22 protein-coding genes and 1 pseudogene are annotated in these 25,871 nt (G+C 69.1%); 20 read left to right on the plus strand and 3 right to left on the minus strand.

Annotation, left to right across the window (positions count from 1 at the left end; translation table 11 throughout):
- The first annotated feature begins 517 nt into the window (after positions 1-517).
- From A9G05_RS24605 to selO, 3 genes are all read left to right on the plus strand, one after another.
- Positions 518-2,266 carry a potassium/proton antiporter gene (locus A9G05_RS24605; protein WP_069563452.1) on the plus strand — a complete coding sequence of 583 codons (1,749 nt, stop codon included), beginning with the start codon at positions 518-520 and terminating at the stop codon, positions 2,264-2,266.
- 130 nt (positions 2,267-2,396) lie between these two features.
- A complete protein-coding gene (gene mscK, locus A9G05_RS24610; protein WP_069563453.1) occupies positions 2,397-5,738 on the plus strand; it encodes a mechanosensitive channel MscK in 3,342 nt (1,113 codons plus the stop codon).
- Between the two features lie 10 nt (positions 5,739-5,748).
- The gene (gene selO / locus A9G05_RS24615) at positions 5,749-7,209 is read left to right on the plus strand and encodes a protein adenylyltransferase SelO (protein WP_069563454.1); all 1,461 of its coding nucleotides are present in this window, start codon (positions 5,749-5,751) and stop codon (positions 7,207-7,209) included.
- 481 nt (positions 7,210-7,690) lie between these two features.
- Here the strand turns inward: selO and A9G05_RS24620 are convergent, their stop codons facing one another.
- The gene (locus A9G05_RS24620) at positions 7,691-8,386 is read right to left on the minus strand and encodes an aspartate/glutamate racemase family protein (RefSeq protein ID WP_069563455.1); all 696 of its coding nucleotides are present in this window, start codon (positions 8,384-8,386) and stop codon (positions 7,691-7,693) included.
- 228 nt (positions 8,387-8,614) lie between these two features.
- Between A9G05_RS24620 and A9G05_RS24625 the strand changes: the two genes are divergently transcribed.
- The 3 genes from A9G05_RS24625 to trxC all read left to right on the plus strand — a co-directional run bounded on the left by A9G05_RS24625 (position 8,615) and on the right by trxC (position 11,498).
- Positions 8,615-9,592 carry a sulfite exporter TauE/SafE family protein gene (locus tag A9G05_RS24625; RefSeq protein WP_069563456.1) on the plus strand — a complete coding sequence of 326 codons (978 nt, stop codon included), beginning with the start codon at positions 8,615-8,617 and terminating at the stop codon, positions 9,590-9,592.
- A 127-nt stretch (positions 9,593-9,719) separates the two neighbouring features.
- Complete coding sequence (locus A9G05_RS24630) at positions 9,720-10,997, plus strand: bifunctional O-acetylhomoserine aminocarboxypropyltransferase/cysteine synthase (RefSeq protein WP_069563457.1); 1,278 nt, start codon at positions 9,720-9,722, stop codon at positions 10,995-10,997.
- A gap of 63 nt (positions 10,998-11,060) precedes the next feature.
- The gene (gene trxC, locus A9G05_RS24635; RefSeq protein WP_069563458.1) at positions 11,061-11,498 is read left to right on the plus strand and encodes a thioredoxin TrxC; all 438 of its coding nucleotides are present in this window, start codon (positions 11,061-11,063) and stop codon (positions 11,496-11,498) included.
- A 472-nt stretch (positions 11,499-11,970) separates the two neighbouring features.
- Here trxC and A9G05_RS24640 read toward each other — a convergent pair whose 3' ends face one another.
- Positions 11,971-12,462, minus strand: coding sequence for a phage antirepressor (locus A9G05_RS24640; RefSeq protein ID WP_165677832.1), 492 nt, complete (start codon positions 12,460-12,462; stop codon positions 11,971-11,973).
- A gap of 654 nt (positions 12,463-13,116) precedes the next feature.
- Between A9G05_RS24640 and A9G05_RS24645 the strand changes: the two genes are divergently transcribed.
- Together A9G05_RS24645 and A9G05_RS24650 are read left to right on the plus strand one after the other, a co-directional pair.
- Entirely contained in the window at positions 13,117-13,560 is a 444-nt protein-coding gene (locus A9G05_RS24645; protein WP_044400616.1) for a YiiD C-terminal domain-containing protein, read from the plus strand.
- Positions 13,561-13,749: 189 nt separating this feature from the next.
- Entirely contained in the window at positions 13,750-14,568 is an 819-nt protein-coding gene (locus A9G05_RS24650; RefSeq protein WP_069563460.1) for a universal stress protein, read from the plus strand.
- A gap of 37 nt (positions 14,569-14,605) precedes the next feature.
- On the opposite strand, the gene A9G05_RS24655 is transcribed toward A9G05_RS24650, so the two are convergent.
- Complete coding sequence (locus A9G05_RS24655) at positions 14,606-15,373, minus strand: ParA family protein (protein WP_069563461.1); 768 nt, start codon at positions 15,371-15,373, stop codon at positions 14,606-14,608.
- Positions 15,374-15,629: 256 nt separating this feature from the next.
- Here A9G05_RS24655 and A9G05_RS24660 point away from each other — a divergent pair, with 256 nt between their 5' ends.
- From A9G05_RS24660 to A9G05_RS24715, 12 genes and pseudogenes are all read left to right on the plus strand, one after another.
- Positions 15,630-16,352 carry a beta-ketoacyl synthase chain length factor gene (locus tag A9G05_RS24660; protein ID WP_069563462.1) on the plus strand — a complete coding sequence of 241 codons (723 nt, stop codon included), beginning with the start codon at positions 15,630-15,632 and terminating at the stop codon, positions 16,350-16,352.
- Positions 16,353-16,395: 43 nt separating this feature from the next.
- A complete protein-coding gene (locus A9G05_RS24665; protein WP_171902743.1) occupies positions 16,396-17,217 on the plus strand; it encodes a 1-acyl-sn-glycerol-3-phosphate acyltransferase in 822 nt (273 codons plus the stop codon).
- On the plus strand, positions 17,198-17,458 hold the full coding sequence (locus A9G05_RS24670) for a phosphopantetheine-binding protein (RefSeq protein ID WP_044406810.1): 261 nt from the start codon (positions 17,198-17,200) through the stop codon (positions 17,456-17,458). Before A9G05_RS24665 ends, A9G05_RS24670 begins: the two co-directional genes overlap by 20 nt.
- 10 nt (positions 17,459-17,468) lie before the next feature.
- Entirely contained in the window at positions 17,469-17,723 is a 255-nt protein-coding gene (locus A9G05_RS24675) for an acyl carrier protein (protein ID WP_069563463.1), read from the plus strand.
- Entirely contained in the window at positions 17,720-18,265 is a 546-nt protein-coding gene (locus A9G05_RS24680) for a hypothetical protein (RefSeq protein WP_069563464.1), read from the plus strand. Before A9G05_RS24675 ends, A9G05_RS24680 begins: the two co-directional genes overlap by 4 nt.
- Positions 18,262-19,929, plus strand: a complete 1,668-nt coding sequence (locus A9G05_RS24685; RefSeq protein ID WP_069563465.1) for an acyl-CoA synthetase family protein — start codon at positions 18,262-18,264, stop codon at positions 19,927-19,929. Before A9G05_RS24680 ends, A9G05_RS24685 begins: the two co-directional genes overlap by 4 nt.
- A 405-nt stretch (positions 19,930-20,334) precedes the next feature.
- Positions 20,335-21,075 carry a glycosyltransferase family 2 protein gene (locus tag A9G05_RS24690; protein WP_069563466.1) on the plus strand — a complete coding sequence of 247 codons (741 nt, stop codon included), beginning with the start codon at positions 20,335-20,337 and terminating at the stop codon, positions 21,073-21,075.
- The gene (locus A9G05_RS24695; protein WP_069563467.1) at positions 21,072-22,004 is read left to right on the plus strand and encodes a glycosyl transferase; all 933 of its coding nucleotides are present in this window, start codon (positions 21,072-21,074) and stop codon (positions 22,002-22,004) included. The genes A9G05_RS24690 and A9G05_RS24695 overlap by 4 nt, the downstream gene beginning before the upstream one ends.
- Entirely contained in the window at positions 21,985-23,526 is a 1,542-nt protein-coding gene (gene hutH / locus A9G05_RS24700) for a histidine ammonia-lyase (protein ID WP_069563468.1), read from the plus strand. Before A9G05_RS24695 ends, hutH begins: the two co-directional genes overlap by 20 nt.
- Positions 23,519-23,944 (plus strand): thioesterase family protein, encoded by a 426-nt coding sequence (locus A9G05_RS24705; RefSeq protein WP_069563469.1) that lies wholly within the window; start codon positions 23,519-23,521, stop codon positions 23,942-23,944. Before hutH ends, A9G05_RS24705 begins: the two co-directional genes overlap by 8 nt.
- Positions 23,941-24,549, plus strand: coding sequence for an outer membrane lipoprotein carrier protein LolA (locus A9G05_RS24710; RefSeq protein WP_069563470.1), 609 nt, complete (start codon positions 23,941-23,943; stop codon positions 24,547-24,549). Before A9G05_RS24705 ends, A9G05_RS24710 begins: the two co-directional genes overlap by 4 nt.
- Positions 24,539-25,871 (plus strand): annotated as a pseudogene (locus tag A9G05_RS24715) (MMPL family transporter); the annotation flags it as partial. The gene A9G05_RS24710 and the pseudogene A9G05_RS24715, both read left to right, overlap by 11 nt.

Genomic DNA, 25,871 nt, shown 5'->3' on the forward strand with positions numbered 1-25,871 from the left:
AGGGGACGGCACCACGGGATCGGCGGCAAAGACTTGGAAAACAGGAAACAACAGCAGGCAGAAGCCGACTGCAAACGGCTGCGTGCGCATGATGACCGTCCTTGGAGTGGTGGCACATCGACATCGGGGCGCAAATCCTACGGAGCACATGGCGCCACACAACGGCCACACGACCAGTTGCACCCCTTCCTCTCAGAACTGTGACTCAGATAAAAGAACCCGCACCAAGCTGGAACCACCGTCCCAGAAGCCTTGAGATCGCCTGCGCAGCAACCGACAGCGAGGGGAAGAACGTCCCCCGCCCTGCGGAACCCAGTCATCCGCCCCAAAGCCCAACACGTCGACCGACAGGTCGAAAACCTCCCCGCCCCCGTCAGACCCGTTCCAAAAAACCTGCGGATCATGGCCAAACTGTGCTTGCGGGCCGTTGCGGTCGGCGGGTTAGAATCCGGCTGGCATGCACGCTGCATGCACCTCCCCGCCCCGCCTTCGTACCCCTTGCAGGAGTTCCGCCAACGTGGATGCAACCACCATCAACAGCCTGTTCCTGGTCGGCGCGTTGCTGGTGGGCATGAGCATCCTCGTCAGCGCGTTCGGCTCGCGCTTCGGCATCCCGATCCTGGTGATCTTCCTGGTGGTCGGCATGCTCGCCGGCAACGACGGGCCGGGCGGCATCGTCTTCGACAACTACCCCCAGGCCTACCTGGTGGGGAACCTGGCCCTGGCCGTGATCCTGCTGGACGGCGGCCTGCGAACCCGCGTCGCGACCTTCCGCGTGGCCCTCTGGCCGTCGCTGTCACTGGCCACGGTCGGGGTGCTGATCACCGCCGGCCTGACCGGCGTGGCCGCCGCCTGGCTGTTCGACCTGAGCTTGCTGGAGGGCTTGCTGATCGGCGCCATCGTCGGCTCCACCGATGCCGCAGCGGTGTTCAGCCTGCTGGGCGGGCGCGGGCTCAACGAGCGGGTCAGCGCCACCCTGGAGATCGAATCCGGCAGCAACGACCCGATGGCGGTGTTCCTGACCATCACCCTGATCGAGATGCTCAGCAGCGGCCAGACCGGCTTCAGCTGGAGCTTCCCGGCGCACATCGCCCAGCAGTTCGGCCTTGGCGCCCTGCTGGGGCTGGGCGGCGGCTGGCTGATGCTGCAACTGATCAACCGCCTCACCCTCGCCAACGGCCTCTATCCCCTGCTGATCGTCGCCGGTGGCCTGTTGGTCTTCGCCATCACCAACACCGTGGGCGGCAGCGGCATCCTCGCCGTGTACCTGTTCGGCCTGTTCCTCGGCAACCGCCCGATCCGCTCGCGCCACGGCATCCTGCACATGCTCGACGGCCTGACCTGGCTGGCGCAGATCGGCATGTTCCTGGTGCTCGGCCTGCTGGTCACCCCCCATGACCTGCTGCCCATCATCCTCCCGGCGCTGGGCCTGGCGCTGTGGATGATCCTCGTCGCCCGCCCGCTGTCGGTGGCGGTCGGGCTGATCCCCTTCCGCGCCTTCCACACTCGCGAAAAAGCCTTCATCGCCTGGGTCGGCCTGCGCGGCGCCGTGCCCATCATCCTCGCGGTGTTCCCGCTGATGGCCGGCCTGCCCAATGCCCAGTTGTTCTTCAACGTCGCCTTCTTCATCGTCCTGGTGTCGCTGGTGCTCCAGGGCACCAGCCTGCCCTGGGCGGCCAAACTGCTGCGGGTCACCGTGCCACCGGAGCCGGCGCCCATCTCCCGCGCCGGGCTGGAGGTGCACCCCACCAGCGAGTGGGAGCTGTTCGTCTACCGCCTGGGCGCCGAGAAGTGGTGCATCGGCGCCGCCCTGCGCGAACTGAAGATGCCCGAAGGCACCCGTATCGCCGCCCTGTTCCGTGGCACCGAACTGCTGCACCCCTCCGGCTCCACCGTACTGGAGGCGGGCGACATCCTCTGCGTGGTCGGCCACGAACACGACCTGCCCAGCCTCGGCAAACTGTTCAGCCAGGCCCCCCAGCGCGGCCTGGACCTGCGCTTCTTCGGCGACTTCGTGCTCGAAGGCGATGCCGAACTTTCCGCCGTGGCCGCCCTCTATGGCCTACGCCTGGACGACATCGACGGCAACCAGCCCCTGGGCCGCTTCATCGCCCACGAGATCGGCGGCGAGCCGGTAGTAGGCGACCAGGTGGAGTGGAACGGCCTGACCTGGACCGTCGCCCTGATGGAAGGGAACAAGGTGCGCAAGGTCGGCGTCAGATTCCCCGAAGGACACGCCCGCCCCGGACCGGGCCTGTTCCTCTGACAGCGACCGTTCCAGCTAAGCTGCTGCCGGCAGCAGCGACCTGATCAACGCCGCGTGACCGGGCACCACAACCGGCCCGCCACGCAGGCATAAGATTCACCGCAACCCAACCAGAGCCGCCCACGCGACCATGCCCTCCCTGCGCCCCTTACTCACTGCCGCCCTGCTCGGACTCTGCCTGCTCAGCCCCGGCGCCCACGCCGCCGCCCCGCCCAGCAGCACCGAAGTCCAGCAAAGCCTGGACACCCTCGCCGAGCGCAAGCTGCCGGAGGCCGAACAGAAGGCTCTCAAGGCCGTCCTCGAACAGACCCTCACCCTGCTGGAGAACCAGGCCGACAGCGAAAAGCGCCTGGCCGACCTCAAACGCCAGTTGGCCGAGGCCCCCCGGCAGATCAGCGACGCCCAGCGCGAACTGGCACGGCTCAAGGCCACCCGCCAGGTGCCGGTGAACGAGCGCTACGCCAAGTCCAGCCTCCCCCAACTGGAGCAGGTGCTCAGCCAGCGCAGCACCCAGCTCTCCGAAGGGCAGAAGCAACTGGCCGAAGCCAACAGCCTGATCATCACCGCCCAGACCCGCCCCGAGCGCGCCCAGGCCGAGATCAGCAGCAACCAGGCCCGCACCCAGCAGCTCAATGCCCTGCTCAAGGTCGGCAAGGAAGGCGGCAAGCCCCTCAGCGACGAACTGCGCGACCAGTACAACGCCGAACTGGCCGCCCTCGAAGCCCAGACCCAACTGCGCCGCCAGGAGCTGGCCGGCAACAGCCTGCTGCAGGACCTCGGCAACAGCCGCCGCGACCTGCTGGTGGAGCGCATCCACCGCCTGGAGCAGGAAAGCCAGGACCTGCAATCGCTGATCAACGTCAAGCGCCGGGAAAGCTCCGAGCAGACCGTCGCCGAACTCTCCCGCGAAGCGCAGAAGGCCACCCCCGACAGCCTGCTGGCCGCCGAAAGCGCCACCAACCTCAAGCTCTCCGACTACCTGCTGCGCGCCACCGACCGCCTCAACGAACTGACCCAGCAGAACCTGCGCACCCGCCAGCAGTTGGACGCCCTCAGCCAGGCCGACCAGGCCCTGGAGGAGCAGATCAGCGTGCTCAAGGGCAGCCTGCTGCTGTCCAAGATCCTCTACCAGCAGAAGCAGGCCCTGCCGCACCTGCGCCTGGACGCCAACCTCGCCGACGAAATCGCCGACATCCGCCTCTACCAGTTCGAACTGGGCCAGCAGCGCGACAAGATGGGCAACCCGCAGGACTACGTCGACACCCTGCTCACCCGCCAACCGCCCGAACAGGTCACCCCGGACCTGCGCGAAACCCTGCTGGACCTGGCCACCACCCGGATCGAGCTGTTCGACCGCCTGGGCCGCGAACTCAACGCCCTGCTCAACGAATCCATCACCCTGCAGCTCAACCAGAAGCAGCTCGCCGCCACCGCCCAGGCCCTGCGCAACACCCTCGAAGAGCAGATGTTCTGGATTCCCAGCAACAAGCCGCTGGACCTGGCCTGGCTCAAGTACGCTCCGCAACGGCTCAAGAACCAGATCCTCCAGCTACCTTGGGGTGAAGGCATCGCCGAACTCTGGGAAGGCCTGGTGGATCAGCCCTGGCTGTTCATCCCCCTGCTGCTGCTGATCAGCGCCCTGCTCTGGCGGCGCGGCTGGCTGTACAGCAAGCTTGCCGACCTGCACCGCGACATCGGCCACTACAAGCGCGACAGCCAGATGCACACGCCCCTGGCGCTGCTGCTCAACGTGCTGCTGGCGCTGCCGGTGACCCTGTTCCTCGCCCTCTGCGGCCTCGCCCTGCACATCGACGCCCGCGGCCAGAACGCCACCCTCGGCGACGCCCTGCTGGAGATGGCCCTGGCCTGGCTGGTGTTCTACACCCTGTACCGCATCCTCGCCCCGGGCGGCGTCGCCGAGCTGCACTTCCGCTGGCCGCGCCCGCAGGTGGCCCTGCTGAGCAAGCAGATCCGCCGCCTCGGCGTCGTGGTCATGGCCCTGGTCGCCGTGGTGACCGTCGCCGAGCACCAGCCCCAGGCCCTGGCCGACGACGTCATCGGCATCATCGTCGTGCTCACCTGCTACGCCCTGATGGCCCTGGTGCTGAGCAACCTGCTGCTGGCCGAACCGATGCGCGAGCAGACCTCGCCCTTCCGCTTGCTGATCGGCATCGCCTTCATCCTGCTGCCCCTGGTGTTCATGGTCGCCGTGGGCTTCGGCTACTACTACACCTCGCTCAAGCTCACCGACCGCCTGATCAACACCCTCTACCTGCTGATCTTCGTGCTGATCATCGAAGCCACCTTCGTCCGTGGCCTGGCGGTCGCCGCCCGGCGCCTCGCCTACGCCCGCGCCATCGCCAAGCGCCAGGCCCAGCCGCGGGAAACCCCCGACGGCGACGAAGTGGTGGTCGAAGAGCCGGTGCTGGACATCGAGCAGGTCAACCAGCAGTCCCTGCGGCTGATCCGCCTGGCCCTGCTGGGCGGCTTCATCGCCTGCCTGTACCTGGTCTGGGCCGACCTCATCACCGTGTTCGCCTACCTCGACCAGATCACCCTCTACCAGTACGTCTCCGGCACCGGCGACACCGCCACCCACGTGCCCATCAGCCTGCTGGACGGGCTCGGTGCGCTGATCATCGTCGGCATCACCGCCGCCCTGGCGCGCAACCTGCCGGGCCTGCTGGAAGTGCTGGTGCTCTCGCGGATGAAGCTCGCCCAGGGCAGCGCCTACGCCACCACCACCCTGCTCTCCTACACCCTGGTCGCCATCGGCATCGTCAGCACCCTGGCCACCCTCGGCGTCAGTTGGGACAAGCTGCAATGGCTGGTGGCCGCCCTCTCCGTGGGCCTGGGCTTCGGCCTGCAGGAGATCTTCGCCAACTTCATCTCCGGCCTGATCATCCTGTTCGAGCGCCCCGTGCGCATCGGCGACGTGGTCACCATCGGCAACCTCTCCGGCACGGTGAGCAAGATCCGCATCCGCGCCACCACCATCACCGATTTCGACCACAAGGAAATCATCGTCCCGAACAAGACCTTCATCACCGGGCAACTGATCAACTGGTCCCTCAGCGACACCGTCACCCGCGTCACCCTCAAGCTCGGCGTCGCCTACGGCTCCGACCTGGAGCTGGTGCGCAAACTGCTGCTGCAGGCCGCCCAGGAGAACGTGCGGGTGCTGAAGGAGCCGGCGCCCTCGGTCTACTTCCTGACCTTCGGCGAGAGTACCCTCGACCACGAACTGCGCATCCATGTGCGCGATCTCGGCGACCGCAACCCGGCCACCGACGAGATCAACCGCTTCATCGACCGCGAGTTCGCCAAGCACGGCATCGACATCGCCTTCCGCCAGGTGGACGTCTACGTCAAGAACCTGGAACAGGACGGCCTGACCCTGGAGCAACGCCGGATTGCCCAGGCCGCCGCTGCTGCTGCCACGGACAAGCCCGTGCCCCCGCCCCCGGTCTGAGGCCCGCCCCATGAAAGCGCTCGACGCCCTGCAATTCGACAACCGCTTCGCCCGCCTCGGTGACGCCTTCTCCACCGAAGTGCTGCCCGACCCGCTGGACGACCCGCGCCTGGTGGTGGCCAGCCCCGCCGCCCTGGCCCTGCTGGACCTGGACCCGGCCGAAGCCGACAGCCCGCTGTTCGCCGAACTGTTCGGCGGGCACCGCCTCTGGGCCGACGCCGCGCCCCGGGCCATGGTCTATTCCGGCCACCAGTTCGGCGCCTACAACCCGCGCCTCGGCGACGGTCGCGGCCTGCTGCTGGGCGAAGTGGTCAACCAGGCCGGCGAGCACTGGGACCTGCACCTCAAGGGCGCCGGGCAGACCCCCTACTCGCGCATGGGCGACGGCCGCGCCGTGCTGCGCAGCTCCATCCGCGAATTCCTCGCCAGCGAACACCTGCACGCCCTCGGCATCCCCAGCAGCCGCGCCCTGTGCGTGATCGGCTCCAGCACCCCGGTCTACCGCGAACGCCGCGAAACCGGCGCCACCCTGCTGCGCATGGCGCCCAGCCACGTGCGCTTCGGCCACTTCGAATACTTCTACTACACCCGCCAGCACGAGCAGCTGCAGGCCCTCGGCGAGCACGTCCTGGCCTGCCACTTCCCCCACCTGCAGGACCATGAGCGCCCCTGGGCGGCGATGTTCCGCGACATCGTCGAGCGCAACGCCGAACTCATCGCCCGCTGGCAGGCCTACGGCTTCTGCCACGGCGTGATGAACACCGACAACATGTCGATCCTCGGCATCACCTTCGACTTCGGCCCCTACGCCTTCCTCGACGACTTCGACGCCAACCACATCTGCAACCACTCCGACGACAGCGGCCGCTACAGCTTCAGCAACCAGGTGCCCATCGCCCACTGGAACCTCGCCGCCCTCGCCCAGGCCCTCACGCCCCAGGTGGAGGTGGACGAACTGCGCGAAACCCTCGGCCTGTTCCTGCCCCTGTACCAGGCCCACTGGCTGGACCTGATGCGCCGCCGCCTCGGCCTGACCCGTGCCGAAGACGACGACGCCGACCGGGTGCAGCGCCTGCTGCAACTGATGCAGACCAGCGCGGTGGACTACACCGACTTCTTCCGCCACCTCGGCGAAGACGCGCCCGAGCAGGCCGTGGCCGTACTGCGCAACGAGTTCGTCGACCTCGCCGGCTTCGACGCCTGGGCCGCCGACTACTGCCAGCGCGCCGCCCGCGACGGTGGCGAGCCGGCCGAGCGGCGCCAGCGCATGCACGCCGTGAACCCCCGCTACATCCTGCGCAACTACCTGGCCCAGCGTGCCATCGAGGCCGCCGAGCAGGGGGACTACAGCGAAGTGCGCCAGCTCCACGCCGTGCTCGCCCGCCCCTTCGACGAACAGCCCGGCATGGAGCGCTACGCCGAACGCCCGCCGGAGTGGGGCAAGCACCTGGAGATCAGTTGTTCTTCCTGAAAGATGCATTAGGAGAACAAGCAGACGCTTGGGCTCAATTGATGTCGCCTGTTTCGCCTTGCCGGGCGAGTTTCTTTTTTCAGTCGTCGGAATGCCGCCCACAAAAAAGAAACCAAAAAGGCTCGCCCCAGCATCCGGGTCCCGCTTCGCGGGACTTCCCTCGCTCCGTTGTTGCTACTCGCTTCGCTCGCCCTTCGGGCCGCACTGAAGTGCGTTCGCTGTAAACAGCGTCCGGGGGCCGGCGCGATGGGCCATCCATGGCCTGACGCGCCTCTCGCGGCATCCATGCCACTCGTCCCCCTGCGCAACGACTGCACTCAGCCTCCTGAAGGGGCAGTGTCCCTGCATCACCCCCCGAGCCCAGTAGGACTTCATGGTGCGCTTCGGATTTTCCCCTCTCCGGGAGAGGGGCAGGGATCGGGTGCTTGCGAAGCCCTGGAGATTCACAGCAGAAGAGGGGGACTCAGCCTCCTGGAGTGCTTCAGGACGCCAGCAACCACTCCAGCCCCATCGCCACGTGCCGCTCGGTGCTGTCCACCAGCGGCAGCGGCGCCTCACAGCCTTCCAGCAACAGGCCGATCTCGGTGCAGCCGAGGATCGCCGCCTGGGCCCCGGATGCGCGCAGGCGTTCCAGTTCGGCCAGGTAGAAGTCCCGCGAGGCCGGCAGAAAGCGGCCCTGGCACAGCTCCTCGTAGATCACCCGGTCCACCTCGGCCATCGCCTCCGCCCCCGGCACCTGCACACGGATGCCGAAGCGCTGCGCCAGGCGCTCACGGTAGAAGGCTTCCTGCATGGTGAAGCGGGTGCCCAGCAGGGCCACGTTGTCCACCTGCATCGCCTGCAGGCTGTGGCCCACCGCATCGCCGATGTGCAGCAGCGGAATCGCCAGCGCCGCCTCCAGGGCCGGGGCCACCTTGTGCATGGTGTTGGTGGCCAGCAGCAGCGCCCCGGCACCGACCCGCTCCAGCCCCTGCGCCGCCTCGGCCAGGCGCTGGCCGGCTTCGTCCCAGCGGCCGCCGGCCTGCAGCGCGGCAATGTCGGCGAAGTCCACCGAATGCACCAGCAGCGGCGCCGAATGCAGGCCACCCAGGCGCGCACGCACCCCCTCGTTGAGCAACCGGTAGTAGCTCAGGGTCGACTCCCAGCTCATCCCGCCCAGAACACCCAGCATCTTCATTGCACACCTCCCATAGAACGGCCCCCAGCCTAGCCCAGGGCCCATGCCGGGCGGCGCATACAGTTGCCGAGGGATGGGCCGGTACAGCCCGAAGGCCGATGCCCACTTGAATCAAATGGAATAAGAACCTGCGGAAATCTTCTTAGACTCTCTAAGCAAAGCCGCTTATCTTCGCCGCCTGCTTGCTCCGGCCTGTTCTACCACCCACTGTCAGGCGCCGTACCCCTCATGAAGATCCGCAACCTCGACCTCAGCCAGAGCCCGGTCAACAGCGAACACCAGGCGCTCGGCATCCCCCCCGTCGAGGACTTCGTCACCCACCCCGACAACCACCCGGTGCTGCGCGCCGCGATGTGGGTCGCGGTGCTGATCCTCGTGAGCCTGCTCGGCTTCCTCGCCTGGCGCCTGTTCTTCGGTGACCACGGCGGCGAAACCGGCCTCGACATCATCGAACGCGCCCTCACCAGCCCCAGCTTCTGGAGCGCCGTGGCCGTGGGCTTCCTCGCCCAGGTGGTGGATGGTGCCCTGGGCATGGCCTACGGCATCACCGCCACCACCTTCCTGCTCACCGCAGGCGCCTCGCCAGCGGCGGCCAGCGCCAGCGTGCACATCGCCGAGGTCTTCACCACCGGCCTCTCCGGCATCTCCCACGTCAAGCTGGGCAACGTCAACAAATCCCTGTTCCTGCGCCTGCTGCTGCCCGGCATCATCGGCGCCGTGCTCGGCGCGGTGCTGATCACCTCCTTCGACGGCGCCGTGCTCAAGCCCTTCATCTCCGCCTACCTGCTGCTGATGGGCCTGTACATCCTCAGCAAGGCCTACCGCCACGTCGCCCAGCGCCGCGCGCCCAAGCACGTGGCCAAGCTGGCGCTGTTCGGCGGCTTCGTCGACGCCGCCGGTGGCGGCGGCTGGGGCCCGGTGGTCACCAGCAGCCTGCTGGGCTCGGGCAGTGACCCGCGCACCACCATCGGCTCGGTGAACTTCGCCGAGTTCTTCCTCACCATCGCCAGCGCCACCTCCTTCATCCTCCTGGCCGGCGAGCTGAACACCTGGTTCATGGTGGCCGGCCTGGTCTTCGGCGGCCTGTTCGCCGCGCCCTTCGCCGCCCTGCTGTGCAAGAAGCTGCCGGCGCGCACCCTGCTGACCCTGGTCGGCACCCTGATCACCCTCATCAGCGCCTTCAACATCTACATGGCACTGCGCTGACCGGTTCTAGCCCCCAGGTTTTTCGGTCTAAGAACACCCCCCTTCAGTTGCCCGAGGTCATTGACCCGGGGCCCCGGCGTTTTCCATGCTGCGCACCTCCATCGCACCCTGAAGGAACGCAGGCCCAATGAAACCGGAAACCCTTGCCATCCACGCCGGCTACAGCCCCGACCCGACCACCAAGGCCGTGGCCGTGCCGATCTACCAGACCACCTCCTACGCCTTCGACGACACCCAGCACGGCGCCGACCTGTTCGACCTCAAGGTCGCCGGCAACATCTACACCCGCATCATGAACCCCACCAACGACGTGCTGGAGAAGCGCGTTGCCGCGCTGGAAGGCGGCGTCGGCGCCCTGGCCGTGGCCTCCGGCATGGCCGCCATCACCTACGCCATCCAGACCGTCGCCGAAGCCGGCGACAACATCGTCTCGGTGGCCAAGCTCTACGGCGGCACCTACAACCTGTTCGCCCACACCCTGCCGCGCTCCGGCATCCAGGTACGCTTCGCCGCCCATGACGACATCGCCGCCCTGGAAGCACTGATCGACGAGCGCACCAAGGCCGTGTTCTGCGAATCCATCGGCAACCCGGCCGGCAACATCATCGACCTCGCCGCCCTGGCCGCCGCCGCCCACCGCCATGGCGTGCCGCTGATCGTCGACAACACCGTCGCCACGCCCATCCTCTGCCGCCCCTTCGAGCACGGCGCCGACATCGTCGTGCACTCGCTGACCAAGTACATCGGCGGCCACGGCAACAGCATCGGCGGCATCGTCGTCGACTCCGGGAAGTTCCCCTGGGCCGAGCACAAGGACCGCTTCCCGCTGCTCAACACCCCCGACCCGTCCTACCACGGCGTCACCTACACCGAAGCCTTCGGCCCCGCCGCCTTCATCGGCCGCTGCCGCGTGGTGCCGCTGCGCAACATGGGCGCCGCCCTGTCGCCGTTCAACGCCTTCCTCATCCTCCAGGGGCTGGAAACCCTCGCCCTGCGCATGGAGCGCCACACCGAGAACGCGCAGAAGGTCGCCCAGTTCCTCCAGGCCCACCCCCAGGTGGCCTGGGTGAAATACGCCGGCCTGCCGGACCACCCCGAGCACGAACTGGCCCAGCGCTACACCGGCGGCAAGCCGGCGGCGATCCTCTCCTTCGGCATCGTCGGTGGCGCCGAAGCCGGCGCGCGCTTCATCGACGCCCTCAACCTGGTGGTGCGCCTGGTGAACATCGGCGACGCCAAGTCCCTGGCCTGCCACCCGGCCTCCACCACCCACCGCCAGCTCAACGATGAAGAGCTGGAAAAGGCCGGCGTACCGCGGGACATGGTGCGCCTGTCCATCGGCATCGAGCACATCGACGACATCCTCGCCGACCTCGGCCAGGCCCTGGAGGCATCGCGCGGCTGACGCGCGGGGCTTGATATTCGGCCGGTCGGCTCCAGATCAGGGAAACCTGATCCGGAGCCGACCATGACCGATCCCCTGATGATTCCCTGCGCCCACTGCGCCGGCCTCAACCGCATCCCCGCCAACCGCCTGGGCGACTCGCCCCGCTGCGGCCACTGCAAGGCCGCCGTGCTGCCGGCCAGCCCCTTCGACCTCAGCGAAGCCACCTTCGCCAAGCAGCTGCGCGGCGTCCTGCCGTTGCTGGTGGACGTCTGGGCCGACTGGTGCGGCCCCTGCAAAGCCTTCGCCCCCACCTACCAGCAAGCCGCCGCCCAGCTCCAGGGCCGCTGCCGCCTGGGCAAGCTGGACAGCGAAGCCAACCGCCAACTGGCCGGGCAGCTCAACATCCGCTCCATCCCCACGCTCATCCTGTTCAAGGGCGGCGTCGAAATCGCCCGCCAGAGCGGCGCCCTGCCCCTGCCGCAACTGCTGGGCTGGCTCAAGAGCCAGGGGATCGCCTAGGCCCCCGTAGGATGGGCTGAGCTGTGCGAAGCCCATCAGGGCCAGGCACAGTTCGGGATCGATGCGGTTCGCCGAGCTCACCGCATCCTACGGATTGCGCACGCGGCACCGCGTGAGGTGGATCGCGCTCCACCCAGCCACCATCGAGCGCTACGGGAACGCCCGACGCTGGGCAGCCACGTAGGATGGGCTGAGCTGTGCGAAGTCCATCAGGGCCAGGCACGGCTCGGATGCGATGCGGTTCGCCGAGCTCACCGCATCCTACGGATTGCGCACGCGGCACCGCGTGGGGTGGATCGCGCTCCACCGAGCCACCAACGAGCGCCACGGGAACGCCCGACGCTGGGCACCCGTAGGATGGGCTGAGCTGTGCGAAGCCCATCATTGCGGGCGTTCAGGCATGCGGCAGGTCCCGGACTGAAGTCCGGGCTACGGGGCACATCGCCCGCCCCGCAGGTTGCGCGCCTGCCGGTCAGCCGATGACCCGGGGCCGGGCCTGGGGCAAGACCGGGCAATCACCCAGGTGGACCCAGGCCTTGCCCTGCCAGCGCAACACCTCCAGCGGGCACGCCTGCCACTGCACCACATCGCGGTAAGGCCGCAGGGCGTCCGGGTGCTGGGCCTCGCGCAGGCGCGGGATCACCTCGCGGCTGATCCAGCGACGGATGCCGCTGTTCTCCGGGTGGTAGTAGAAGATCAGCAACGCATAGACCCCGCAGTCGCTCACCAGCAGCTCCCGCTGGTACTCGCCGCGGCTGTCGCGCACCCAGGCGGGCTGCAACTGGTCCGGGTCCAGGTTGCGCGGCGCGCGCTCGTCGAGCGGCACGCGGTTGATCAGCCGCGCCAGGTCGTTGAGGACGAACCAGGGCTCGTCGTCCAGCAACAGCGCACGGAGCTGGCGGCGATGACGGGTGAACAGGGAAGGAATAAGGATTTCGTCGTCGTGACGGGGGGAATCGGGCATGTCCATGACCTCTGCTTGTTTAAGGCAGCTTTCTTAGGGCTGCTGGCGTCGGGAGTTAAGAAACCCCAAGCAGAGGGCCGGGCGTATTCCCCTTTCGGGTCTTGTATTAGCCCACTCCCGACATAACAGAGATTTTTGCGTGCGCGAGTATGCCGCGAGCACAAAAAAGCCGCTGAGCTTTCGGGAGCGGTGGACCGCTGCTTGATTGGGCGTTTCTTAGGCGCCGGCGACAGAGGCTATGGGTGCCATCCGGAAGCAGCAAGGCCGTTAGCGCGTGGGAAATGGCTGACGCCCACGCGCACGCCGGCAATGATGGGCTTCGCACAGCTCAGCCCATCCTACGGAGCGCCCTGCCAAGCCGTAGCCCGGACTTCAGTCCGGGAACCCACACCCAAGGCATTCGCCATGCACCGACCTTCGTAGGATGGGCTGAGCTCGGCGAAGCCCATCGCCCCGGTAGAAGCCCATGCCACTGAGCCGTAGCCCGGACTTAAGTCCGGGAACCCGCACACAAGGCATCCGGCATACGCCGCCCATCGCCCCGGTTGAAGCCCATGCCCCTGTGCGTTTCGGTCACCCCCGCTGGCCGCGCCGGTCATTGCCCGGTGGGCATGAGCGACTAGGCTCCAGGCATTCGTCCAGCCGGAGTACGCCATGCAATTCAACGAAGAGATGGCCCGCCACTTCACCGAAGACAAGATCGCCTTCGTCAGCCGCATGGGCCTCAAGGCCCTGACCCTGGAGCCGGGCTACGTGAAGCTGATGGCCCCGCTGGCCGGCAACCAGAACCACATCGGCACCCTGTATGCCGGCGCCCTCTTCACCCTGGCCGAGGTGCCTGGCGGCGCGCTGTTTCTCACCAGCTTCGACACCCGGCGCTTCTACCCCATCGTCAAGGAGATGAACCTGCGCTTCCGCCGCCCCGCCACCGGCGACATCACCGTGGAGGCGCGGCTCGGCGCCGATGAGATCGCCCGCATCCAGGCCGAGGCCAGCGAGACCGGCAAGGCCGAGTACCTGCTGGAGCTGGACCTGGTGGACGCCAGCGGCGAAGTGGTGGCCAAGAGCCGGGGGCTCTACCAACTGCGCGCCCACTGACCGCGCGGTGCCCTTGCCGTGGATCAAATTGCCGCGCGGCGCCATGCCTCACAGTGGCGCCTCTTCGCCTGAGCGCCCCGGTGGGCGCCCTGCTTGACTCCGGCAGCGCCAGCCTCGCCCCCGAAAACGTAGACGAGGCCGTCAATGCAGGTAGTTTTCGACAGGCCCTTACAGGAGGTTCCCGCCACCATGTTCAAGCACATCCTCATCACCCACGACCTGAGCCGCGAATCCGACCTCGCCCTGCAGCGCGCCGTCGCCCTGGCCCATGGCTACGGCGCGCGCCTGACGCTGCTGCACGTCCTTGAAGACCACCTGCCCAGCACCCTGCAGGAGAGCCTGCGCGACAGCGCCCAGAAGCTGTTCCAGCAACGCCTGGAGCAACTCGGCGCCCTCGACGCCCAGGTGCTGCTGCGCAAGGGCCGGCCGGCCCTGCAGATTCTCGAAGAGGTGGAGGAAAGCGGCGCCGACCTGCTGGTGATCGGCAACCACCACCACAACGCACCGGAACTGTTCATCGGCACCACCCTGGAGCGCGTCACCCGCCACGTGGCCATTCCCGTGCTGCTGGTGGTGGGCGAGAAGCCCGAGCCCTACCGCAGCGGCGTGGTGGCCCTGGACTTCTCCCTGTGCGCCTGCGACGCGCTGCGCGCCGCCTGCTCGCTGCTCGGCGCGGAAGGCCGCCTGACGGCGGTGAACGTGATGGAGCTGACCGGGCGCCTGCTGGCCAAGGCCGGCACCGCCGGGGACTACGTCGGCACCCAGCACGGCCTGCTGGAGCGCCTGCTGGCCGATGAGCTAGGCCACGTCAAGGACACCCCCAGCATCGACCTGCAGGTGACCCAGGGCGCACTGCCCCGCGCCCTGGACGAGCGCATCGCCGCCGCCAAGCCGCAGTTCGTCGCCCTCGGCAGCCACAGCCGCAGCATGGTCGCCCAGGCGCTGCTCGGCAGCCAGGCACTGCACCTGCTGCAGCGCCCGCCGTGCGACGTGCTGATCGTCAAGTAAGGGAAAGACGGGGCGTGCAACGCGCCCCGGTGGGAGGTCAGGCGTCCAGCAGGTCGTGCAGCTCGACGAACTGCTGGGTCAGCTTGTGGCTGCGGTCCAGGTGGATCAGCGGCGTACACGCCTGGTGGGACTCGCGCATCTTCACCGAACTCATCAGGTTCACCGGCAGCACCGGCAGGCCCTCGGCGACCAGTTCGTCCAGCAACTGCTGAGGCAGCGTGGCACGGGGCTGGAACTGGTTGACCACGATGCCCTCCACTTCCAGGCCCTCGTTGTGGTCTTCCTTCAGCTCCTCGATCTCGGCCAGCAGGCCGTAGAGGGCATTGCGCGAGAAGCTGTCGCAATCGAAGGGAATCAGCACGCGATCCGCCGCGATCAACGCCGAAACCGTATAGAAATTCAGCGCCGGCGGCGTATCCAGGTAGATGCGGTCGTAGTCCTCGGCCAGCTCGTCCAGCAGTTTGCGCAGCTTGTTGATCTTGTGTTTGGCCTCCAGCTTGGGCTGCAGGTCCGCCAGCTCGGCAGTGGCGGTGACCACATGGAGGTTGTCGAAGGGCGTCTCGTAGATATCGACCTTGCCCTTCTTGCTGAACGGCCCGGACGACAGGATCTGCTTGAAGAAATCGGCGATCCCCATGGGAATGTCATCCCCGGTGAGGCCGGTCAGGTAGTGGGTGGAGTTGGCCTGGGCGTCCAGGTCGACCAGCAGGGTGCGATAGCCCTCCGCCGCACTCACCGCCGCCAGGTTGCAGGCGATGCTGGACTTGCCCACGCCGCCTTTCTGGTTGAACACCACTCGCCGCATTTCACACCCCCTGTTCCTTGGAATAGACCCCGGATTCTATGCAAAGCCCATGACAAGGGCGAGGGATGCGCAGGACTTTTGCCCACCTATCGGAAGTTGTGCCTTACATCCGAATTTTGTGTCAGCAATTTGCAGATAGGTCTGTAGGACTGAAATAATGTGGCGCTTTGCTATGGCGTCATCGACCGGGCTTCTGCCGTCAGCGATTGCCAGTCGATACGGACGCCCGACAGGGGCCGAAAAGAGCTCTTTCAGCGTGACTCACTTCAGCATCGAACAATGGCGTGCCTGGGCCCCAGGCCTGGAAACCGTGGACGCCTGGCGCACCTGGTGTGCACAGCCCTTCCAGCCCGACCTTGCCGATGCCCAGCCCGACGTCGCCTTCCTCCCGGCCATGCAGCGCCGCCGCCTGTCGCGCCTGGCGCGCATGGCCATGAGCGTCGCCTGGCCCCTGGTGAGCGACGGCGAGCAGGTGCCCATGGTGTTCGCCTCGCGGCACGGGGAAACACCCCGCACTCTGGCGCTGCTGCAGGACCTGGCGCGCGGCGAGCCGCTCTCGCCCACCCAGTTCAGCCTCTCGGTGCACAACGCGGTCATCGGCCAATGGTCGATCCTGCGCGGCGACACCAGCGAGATGACCGCCGTGGCCGCCGAAGGCGACGGCCTGGAACACGCCCTGCTGGAAGCGGCCGGCCTGCTGGCCGACGGCGCACCGGCGGTGCTGCTGGTGATCACCGAAGAGAGCCCGCCGGACCTCTACCGCCCCCTGGTCGACGACGTGCCGTTCGCCTACGCCCTGGCCCTGCGCCTGGTGCCCGGCCACGACTGGTCGCTGACCCTGGCCCCCGCCCCGGCGGAGGCCACCCCCGCCGCCTGGCCCCATGCCCTGGGCCTGCTGCGGGCCCTGCACCTGGACCTGCCAGGTATTCAGCATCACTGGAAGAACCGTACATGGACCTGGCAACGCACCCGACCCTGAGCCCCTGCGCCCCGCTCTCCACCGCCCGCACGGCAGGTGCCCGATGAACGCACCGGAGCGCTTCCTCACCCCGGCCAGCGTCGAACGTCCCGACGCGCCCTACTGGTGGCGCCTGATCGCCACCGCACTGTCCTTCACCCTGTTCGGCATCGGCGGGGTGCTGCTGCGCGTGCTCGTGTTCCCCCTGCTCTCGCTGCTGCCGGGCGACGCCATCGACCAGCGCCGCCGCGCCCGCGCCACCACCAGCCGGCTGTTCTGGCTGTTCGTGCAGTTCATGCACCGCAGCGGCGTGCTCACCTACGAAGTGGAAGGCGCCGAACGCCTGGGCCGTCCCGGGCAGATGGTCATCGCCAACCACCCCTCGCTGATCGACGTGGTGGTGCTCATCGGCCTGATCCGCGACGCCAACTGCGTGGTCAAGCAGAGCCTCTGGGACAACCCCTGCATGCGCGGCCCGATCCGCGCCGCCCAGTACATCAGCAACAGCGGCAGCATGGACATGCTCGACGAAGCCGCCCGCGTGCTGGAGGAAGGCCAGACCCTGATCGTCTTCCCCGAAGGCACCCGCACCACACCGGGGCAGGCTCCGCAGTTCCACCGGGGCGCCGCCGCCATCGCCCTGCGCGGCGCGCGCATCGTCACCCCGGTGACCATCAGCGTGACGCCCACCACCCTGACCAAGGCCGAGCCCTGGTACAGCATCCCGTCGCGGCGTTTCCACTTCCATCTGCGCGTCGGCCAGGACATCGATCCCAAGGCCTTCGCCGACCAGGGGCCGGCGCCGATCGCCTCGCGCCGCCTCAACGACCATCTCCACCACCATTTCATGAAGGAGCTCGGCCTGGATGAGCGCTCTGCAGCTTGAGATCAAGAACCTGATCATCGAGGCCCTCGGCCTCGAAGACATCGGCCCGCAAGACATCGGTGACGAACAGACCCTGTTCGGCGAGGGCCTCGGCCTGGACTCGGTGGACGCCCTGGAACTGGGCCTGGCCATCCAGAAGCGCTTCGGCATCAAGATCGACGCCGAAGCCAAGGACACCCGCAAACACTTTGCCAACGTGGCCAGCCTCGCGGCCTTCGTGTCGGCACAGAAAGCCGCCTGAGGGGGCCGCGATGCAAAACCGTGATGAGATTTTCGCCACCCTGCGCGACGCCCTGGTCGAGCTTTTCGAGCTGGAGCCCGAGCGCGTCAGCCTGGAGGCCAACCTCTACGAAGACCTGGAGATCGACAGCATCGACGCCGTCGACCTGATCGACCACATCAAGCGCCAGACCGGGCGCAAGATCGCCGCCGAGGAATTCAAGGCCGTGCGCACCGTGGGCGATGTGGTCGAGGCCGTGCACCGCCTGGTGAACCCCGCCGCATGAGCCGGCTCGTCGGGCTGCTGCTGGTGCTGGCCGGGCTGGGCTACCCCTTCGCCGTGTACTACGGCATGGAGCACCTCTCGCCGCGCCTGTTCGCCCTGCTGCTCGGTGGCCTCTGGCTGGCCCGCAGCCTGGGCAGCGCACAGCGCCCCGGCAGCCGCCTGACGGCCTTCACCGCCCTTGGCTTCTGCCTGCTGCTGGGGCTGGCCAACCAGACCGACCTGCTGCGCTGGTACCCGGTGCTGATGAGCGCCGTGCTGCTCGGCCTGTTCGGCGCCAGCCTGCTGCACGGCATGCCCGTGGTGGAGCGCCTGGCGCGCCTGCGCGAGCCCGAGCTGCCCGAGGTGGCCGTGCGCTACACCCGCCGCGTGACGGCGGTGTGGACCCTGTTCTTCCTGCTCAACGGCCTGGTGGCGGCCGCCCTCACCCTGTGGGCGCCGCTGGCCTGGTGGACGCTCTATACCGGCCTCATCGCCTACCTGCTGATGGGGCTGCTGTTCGCCGGGGAATGGCTGGTGCGCCAGCGTGTACGGAGATTCGCGTGACCTGGATCGTCCCACAGGAGCTGCTGCTCGACGCCCGCCCCGGGCGCCCGGTGGCACTCGACCCCGCCCTTGACCACGCCGGCTTCGCCCAGCGCGCCCTGGCCCTGGCCGGCGCCCTGCAGGCACGCGGCACCCAGCGCGTGGCCCTGTACCTGGAAGACGGCGCCGACCTGGCCATCGCCCTGTTCGGCGCCTGGCGTGCCGGCGTCGACGTGCTGCTGCCGGCCGACGCCCAGCCCGAGACCCGTCGGCGCCTGGCCGGCGGCTGCGACCTCTGGCTCGACAGCCTCGACGGCCTCGACGGCCCGGCCCTGCCCGCCGCCGCCCTCGACCCCGAGCACTGCCGGCTGACCCTGTGCACCTCCGGCTCCAGCGGCGAACCCAAGCTGATCGGCAAGACCCTGCGCCAACTGGGCAACGAAGTAGAGGCCCTGGAAGCGCTCTGGGGCGCCGACCTGGCCGGCGCCACCCTGGTCGCCAGCGTCTCCGCCCAGCACATCTACGGCCTGCTGTTCCGCGTGCTCTGGCCGCTGTGCGCCGGCCGCCCCTTCGTGCGCCGCGCCCAGCCCTTCGCCGAAGACCTCCAGCGCGCCAGCCTCGCCGCCACGCCCGCCGGCTTCGCCTGGGTGGCCAGCCCCGCCCTGCTCAAGCGCATGGGCGACAACCTCGACTGGCCGGCCCTGGCCGCCGTGCGCCGGGTGTTCTCCTCCGGCGGCGCCCTGCCCGCCGACGCCGCCGAGGCCCTGCAGCAGCGCCTCGGCCAGTGGCCGACGGAAATCTACGGCAGCTCCGAAACCGGCGGCATCGCCTGGCGCCAGGGCGGCAGCCGCTGGACGCCCTTCGCCAGCGTGGTGGTCGGCCAGGACACCGACGGCGCCCTGCACCTCACCTCGCCCTACCTGCCCGAGGGGCACCGCGAGCAGACCGCCGACGCCGTGCGCATCGACGCCGACGGCCGCTTCGAACTGCTCGGCCGCCTCGACCGCATCGTCAAGCTGGAAGAGAAACGCATCTCCCTGCCCATGCTGGAACAGGCCCTCGGCGAACACCCCTTCGTCGCCGAAGCACGCCTGGGCGTGGTGCAGGAAAACCGCGCCTTCCTCGGCGCCCTGGTCGCCCTCTCGCCCCAGGGCCTGCACGCCCTGCGCAACGGCGGCCGCCGCGCCCTGACCGAAACCCTGCGCAAGCACCTGGCCGGCCACTGCGAAGCCATCGCCCTGCCGCGCCGCTGGCGCCTGGTGCAACAACTGCCGTGGAGCAGCCAGGGCAAACTGCCCCAGGTGCAGGTAGACGCCCAGCTCAAGGCCCCGCGCCCGACCCGCGTCGAACCCCTCAGCGCCCGCGAACAGGACGGCGAATGGCACCTGGAGCTGGAAGTCCCCCTGGACCTCGCCCACTTCTCCGGCCACTTCACCGCCACCCCGGTGCTGCCCGGCGTGGTGCAGATCGACTGGGCCCAGCACCTCGCCCGCCAGGTGATGGACCTGCCCCCGCGCTTCGCCGGCATGGAAGTCCTGAAATTCCAGCAACTGGTCCGCCCCGGCGACCGCCTGCACCTGTCCCTGCGCTTCGACACCGACAAGGGCAAGCTCTACTTCGCCTACCGCAACGACGAAGCCGCGTGCTCCTCCGGGCGCATCCTGCTGGTGGCCGACCATGCGTAAGGCCTTCAACGTCCTGAGTGGCACGCGCGCCGATTTCCACAGCGCTCAAGGACGCGTGCTGCACGAGGTTCCTGCGCAGTACATGGCCCTCTCCAGCTCGGCAGGTGGGGCGGGGACAACGCCCCTTCAGGAGGCCGAGCGGAATCGTTGCAGAGGGAGTCGAGCGGCATGGATGCCGCGAGAGGCGCGATCTGGCCAGGGATGGCCTGTCGTGCCGGGCTCCCGGTGCAACGATGGGAGCGAGGGCACCCCGGCGCAGCCGGGGCCGGATGCAGGGGCAAGCCCTTTTGGTTCCTTTTGGGGCGACTGCCAAAAGGGACTCGCCCGGCAAGGCGAAACAGAGACTCGACGCACACTCGGCCATGAACCGGGTCCCGATACCAACCCGCACTGCCCGATGCCGACATGAACCCGTTCAAGCCCTGCGCCGTCATCCCCGTCTACAACCACGAGCACGCTCTGCCCCTGGTGGTCGACGCCCTGCGCCAGCACGGCCTGCCCTGCGTCCTGGTGGACGACGCCTCCAGCCCCGCCTGCGCCCAGGTGATGGACCAGTTGGCCACCCAGCCCGACGTCCACCTGGTGCGCCTGGCCATCAACCAGGGCAAGGGCGGCGCCGTCATGGCCGGCCTGCGCGAAGCCGGCCGACTGGGCTTCTCCCACGCCCTGCAGGTGGACGCCGACGGCCAGCACGACCTCGCCGACGTGCAGCGCTTCCTCGCCGCCGCCCAGGCCCGCCCGGGCGAGCTGATCTGCGGCTACCCGCAGTACGACGAAAGCGTGCCCAAGAGCCGCCTCTACGCCCGCTACCTGACCCATGTGTGGGTGTGGATCAACAGCCTGTCGCTGTCGATCCGCGACGGCATGTGCGGCTTCCGCGTCTACCCCCTGGCCCCGACCCTGGCACTCACCGAGACCACCCGCCTCGGCAAGCGCATGGATTTCGACCCGGAGGTCCTCGTGCGCCTGGCCTGGCGCAACCAGCCCATGCACTGGCTGCCGACCAAGGTGCACTACCCGCTGGACGGGCTCTCGCACTTCCGCCTGTTCCACGACAACGCACTGATCTCGAAGATGCACGCCAAGCTGTTCTTCGGCATGTTGCTGCGCGCCCCGCTGATCCTCTGGCGCAGGTGCCGGGGATGAGCCGCGAGCACTGGGCCGACCAGCGCGAACGCGGCAGCTTCCTGCTGATGAAGTTCACCGCGCTGATCGCGCGGCGCCTCGGGCGGCGGGTGCTCAGCCCGCTGCTGCACCTGATCGTCCTGTACTTCTTCCTCTTCGGCGGCAAGGCCCGCCGCGCAGCGCGCTACTACCAGCAGCGCCTGGCCGACTGGAGCGGCCGCCCGGAGCTGGCGCCCAGCCTCGGCTCGGTGTTCGCCCAGTTCATGGCCTTCGCCGACGCCCTGCTGGACAAGCTGGACATCTGGGGCGGGCGCATCGGCCTGGACCAGGTGGACCTGCACGACCCCAGCGGCCTGCACCTGCACATGCGCAGCACGCGCGGGCAGATGCTGGTAGGCGCCCACCTGGGCAACCTGGAGGTGTGCCGCGCGCTGGCCGAGCTGAGCGAGCAGGTGACCATGAACGTGCTGGTGCACACCCGCCATGCCGAACAGTTCAACCGCCTGCTGGGCGAAGCCGGGGCCAGCCACTTGCGGCTGATCCAGGTCAGCGAGCTGGACCCGGCGGTGATGCTGCAACTGAGCGAACGCCTGGAGCGCGGCGAGTGGCTGGCGATTGCCGGCGACCGCGTGCCGCTGCACGGCGGGCGCAACGTCCGGGTCGACTTCCTCGGTCGCCCCGCCGCCTTCCCCCAGGGGCCCTGGCTGCTGGCCGGGCTGCTCAAGTGCCCGCTCAACCTGATGACCTGCCTGAAGATCGGCGGGCGCTACCAGGTCCACCTCGAACCCTTCGCCGAGCAGGTGCAGTGGCGCCGGGGCGAGCGTGACGCGGTGATCGAAGCCTGGGTGGCCCGCTATGCCCAACGCCTGGGCGAGCTGTGCCTGCTGGCACCGCTGCAATGGTTCAACTTCTATCCGTTCTGGAACGAACATGACGACACAACAGCCTGAACCGGTGGTGTTCGGCGAACAGCCGCTGTCCATCGAGCACGTCGTGGCCCTGTCCCAGCGCCGCGCCCCCGCCCTGCTGCAGGGCGACGCCGCCTGGCGCGAGCGCATCGCCAAGGGCGCGCGCTTCCTCGACACCCTGCTGGACAAGGAAGGCGTGATCTACGGCGTCACCACCGGCTACGGCGACTCCTGCGTAGTGGCCGTGCCGCTGGAGCAGGTGGAAGCCCTGCCGCGCCACCTGTTCACCTTCCACGGCTGCGGCCTGGGCAAGGTGCTGGACGAGGCCGCCACCCGCGCGGTGCTGGCGGCGCGCCTGCAGTCGCTGTGCCACGGGGTTTCCGGCGTGCGCGTGGAGCTGCTGGAGCGCCTGCAGGCGTTTCTCGAACACGATGTGCTGCCGGTGATCCCGGAAGAGGGCTCGGTGGGCGCCAGCGGCGACCTCACCCCGCTCTCCTACGTGGCCGCCACCCTCTCCGGCCAGCGCGAGGTGGTCTACCGGGGCCAGCGCCGCAGCGCCGCCGAGGTGCACGCCGAGCTGGGCTGGGAGCCCCTGGTGCTGCGCCCCAAGGAAGCCCTGGCGCTGATGAACGGCACCGCCGTGATGACCGCCCTGGCCTGCCTGGCCTACGCCCGTGCCGACTACCTGCTGCAACTGGCCACCCGCATCACCGCGCTCAACGTGGTGGCGCTGGAGGGCAACCCCGAACATTTCGACGAGCGCCTGTTCGCCGCCAAGCCGCACCCGGGGCAGATGCAGGTGGCCGCCTGGCTGCGCCAGGACCTGGCCATCGACGCGCCGACCGCGCCGCTGCACCGCCTGCAGGACCGCTACTCGCTGCGCTGCGCGCCCCATGTGCTGGGCGTGCTGGCCGACAGCCTGGGCCTGCTGCGGCAGTTCATCGAAACCGAGCTGAACAGCGCCAACGACAACCCGCTGATCGACGCCGAGGCCGAGCGCGTGCTGCACGGCGGGCACTTCTACGGCGGCCACATCGCCTTCGCCATGGACAGCCTGAAGAACCTGGTGGGCAACGTCGCCGACCTGCTCGACCGCCAGCTCGCCCTGCTGGTGGACGTGCGCTACAACCACGGCCTGCCGAGCAACCTCTCCGGCGCGCCCCAGGCCACGGCGATGATCAACCACGGCTTCAAGGCCGTGCAGATCGGCGCCAGCGCCTGGACCGCCGAGGCGCTGAAGAACACCCTGCCGGCCAGCGTCTTCTCGCGCTCCACCGAATGCCACAACCAGGACAAGGTGAGCATGGGCACCATCGCCGCCCGCGATGCCCTGCGCAGCCTGGAGCTGACCGAGCAGGTGGCCGCCGCCACCCTGCTGGCTGCCAACCAGGGCGTCTGGCTGCGCCAGCGCGAGAACCCGCGCGCACTGCCCGAGCCGCTGACCGCCATGCACCGCCAACTGACCGGGGACTTCCCGCCGGTGATCGAGGACCGCGCCCTGGAAGGCGAACTGCGCCTGTGCCTGGAACGCATCCGCGCCCGCCACTGGAGGCTCTATGCGTAGCGCCGGGGTGATCCAGGCCGAGGTGGAGATCCTCGTGCCGTTCTTCGACGTGGACATGATGGAAGTGGTCTGGCACGGCCACTACGTGAAGTACCTGGAGGTGGCCCGCTGCGCCCTGCTGGACCGCATCGGCCACAACTACGGGCACATGCGCGAGGCCGGCTACGCCTGGCCGATCATCGACCTGCAACTGCGCTACGTGCGCGGCGCGCGCTTCGGCCAGCGCATCCGCGTGCGGGCGGACCTGGTGGAGTGGGAGAACCGCCTGAAGATCAACTACCTGATCACCGACGCCGAGACCGGCGAACGCCTGACCCGCGCCAGCAGCGTGCAGGTGGCGGTGGAGATCGCCAGCCGCGAGATGCAACTGGCCTCGCCCAAGGTGTTCACCGATGCCGTGGAGCGCGCCCTGCCATGATCCGCGCCCCCTGGCTGCGGGCCCTGCTGCTGGTGCCGGCGCTGCTGGCCAGCGGCCTTGCCCAGGCCTTCGACCTCGACCACTTGGCCCAGCGCCTCGCCGCCCCGGCGGTGGTGCGCGGGCCCTTCGTGCAGGAGAAGCACCTGCGCGCCCTGCCGCAACCGCTGACCAGCACCGGCCGGTTCACCCTGGCCCGCGAAGGCGGCCTGCTCTGGCGCCTGGAAAAGCCCCTGCGCCAGGACTACCGCATCAGCGACCAGGGCATCGCCCGGCGCGTGGACGGCCAGTGGCAGGCCCAGCCCGGCCAGGACGTCGCCGCCCAGCAGAGCCGGCTGTTCCTCGCCGTGCTCAAGGGCGACCGCAGCGGCCTGGAGCGTGACTTCGCGCTGACGCTGGAAGGCGACAGCCAGCACTGGACCCTGCACCTGGCGCCGCGCGCCCTGCTGCTGCAACAGATCTTCAGCGCCATCCGCATCCAGGGGGGCGCCCTGGTGGAGCGCATCGAGCTGGTGGAAACCCAGGGCGACCGCACCCTGCTGCGCCTGCCGGCCAGCCAGGCCGCCGACACCCTGACCGCCGACGAGGCCGCCGACCTTGCGCGCTGAGCGCCTGCTGCCGCGCCTGTTCCTGCTGGCCCTGGCGGGCCTGCTGGCGCTGGCCGCCTGGCAGTGGCGCAACGGCCCGCCGGTGGCCGCCGACATGCTCGCGCTGCTGCCCCAGGGCGCCGGGGATGCGCTGGTGCGCCAGGCCGAGCAGCGCATGCAGGAACCGCTCAACCGCGAAGTCCTGCTGCTGGTGGGCCACCCCGACGCGGCGCGCGCCATCGACCTGGCCCGGCGCCTGGGCCAGGGCTGGCAGAACGACCCGCACATCGAGCGCGCCCAGTGGCGCCTGGAGGCCGACCTGCCGACCGTGCGCCGGCAACTGCTGGACAGCCGCCTGGCGCTGCTCGGCGCGGCGGACCGCACGCGCCTGCAACAGCAACCGGAGGCCTTCGTCGCCGCCCGCGCCGAACGCCTCTTCGACCCCTTCGCCAGCACCGGCCTGGTGGCCACCGAGGACGACTGGCTGGGCCTGGCCGGCCTCGGCCAGCAGGCCCTGGTGCCCGCCGGGCGGGTGCGGGCCGACCTGGCCAGCGGCGCGCTGCTGGCGAAGGACGGCGACACCACCTGGGCGCTGCTGCGGCTGCGCACCCGTGACGGCGCCTTCGACATGCAGACCCCGCCCTGGCTGGCCGGGCAGGTGGCCCAGGCCCGCCAGCAGGTGGAGGCCGAGGGTGGCCGGTTGCTGGCCGCCAGCGGGCTGCTGCACGCGGCCGCCGGGCAGGCCAAGGCCAGCCGCGAGATCGCACTGATCGGCGGCGGCGCCAGCCTCGGCACCCTGCTGCTGATGCTGGTGGTGTTCCGCCGCCCGCGCACCCTGCTCAGCCTGCTGCCGGTGGCCCTGGCCCTGGGCGCGGGCTGCACGGCCTGCGTGCTGGTGTTCGGCGAGATCAACGCGCTGACCCTGGTGCTCGGCGCCAGCCTCACCGGGGTCGCCGCCGACTACCCGCTGCACTACCTGAGCAAGGGCTGGAGCGACCCGCGCTGGCGCGCCTGGGATGCGGTGCGCGCCACCCTGCCCGGCCTCAGCCTGAGCCTGGGCACCAACCTGGTGGGCTACCTGGCCCTGGCCTTCACCCCCTTCCCGGCGCTGACCCAGATCGCGGTGTTCTCCGCCGCCGGGCTGGTGGCCGCCTACCTCTGCTCGGTGTGCCTGCTGCCGGCCCTGCTCGGCGGCCTGCGCCTGGCCCCGCCGACGGCGCCGCTGCGCCTGGCCGAGGGCCTGCTGGCCCGCCGCACGGCGCTGCTGGCGCGCACCGGCAGCCTGCCCTGGCTGCTGGCCCTGCTGGCCTTCTGCGCCGCCGGGGTGTGGCAGGTGCGCCCGC

It is taken from the genome of Pseudomonas sp. ENNP23, from assembly GCF_001728945.1.
In the GTDB taxonomy this organism is placed as follows: Bacteria; Pseudomonadota; Gammaproteobacteria; order Pseudomonadales; family Pseudomonadaceae; genus Metapseudomonas; species Metapseudomonas otitidis.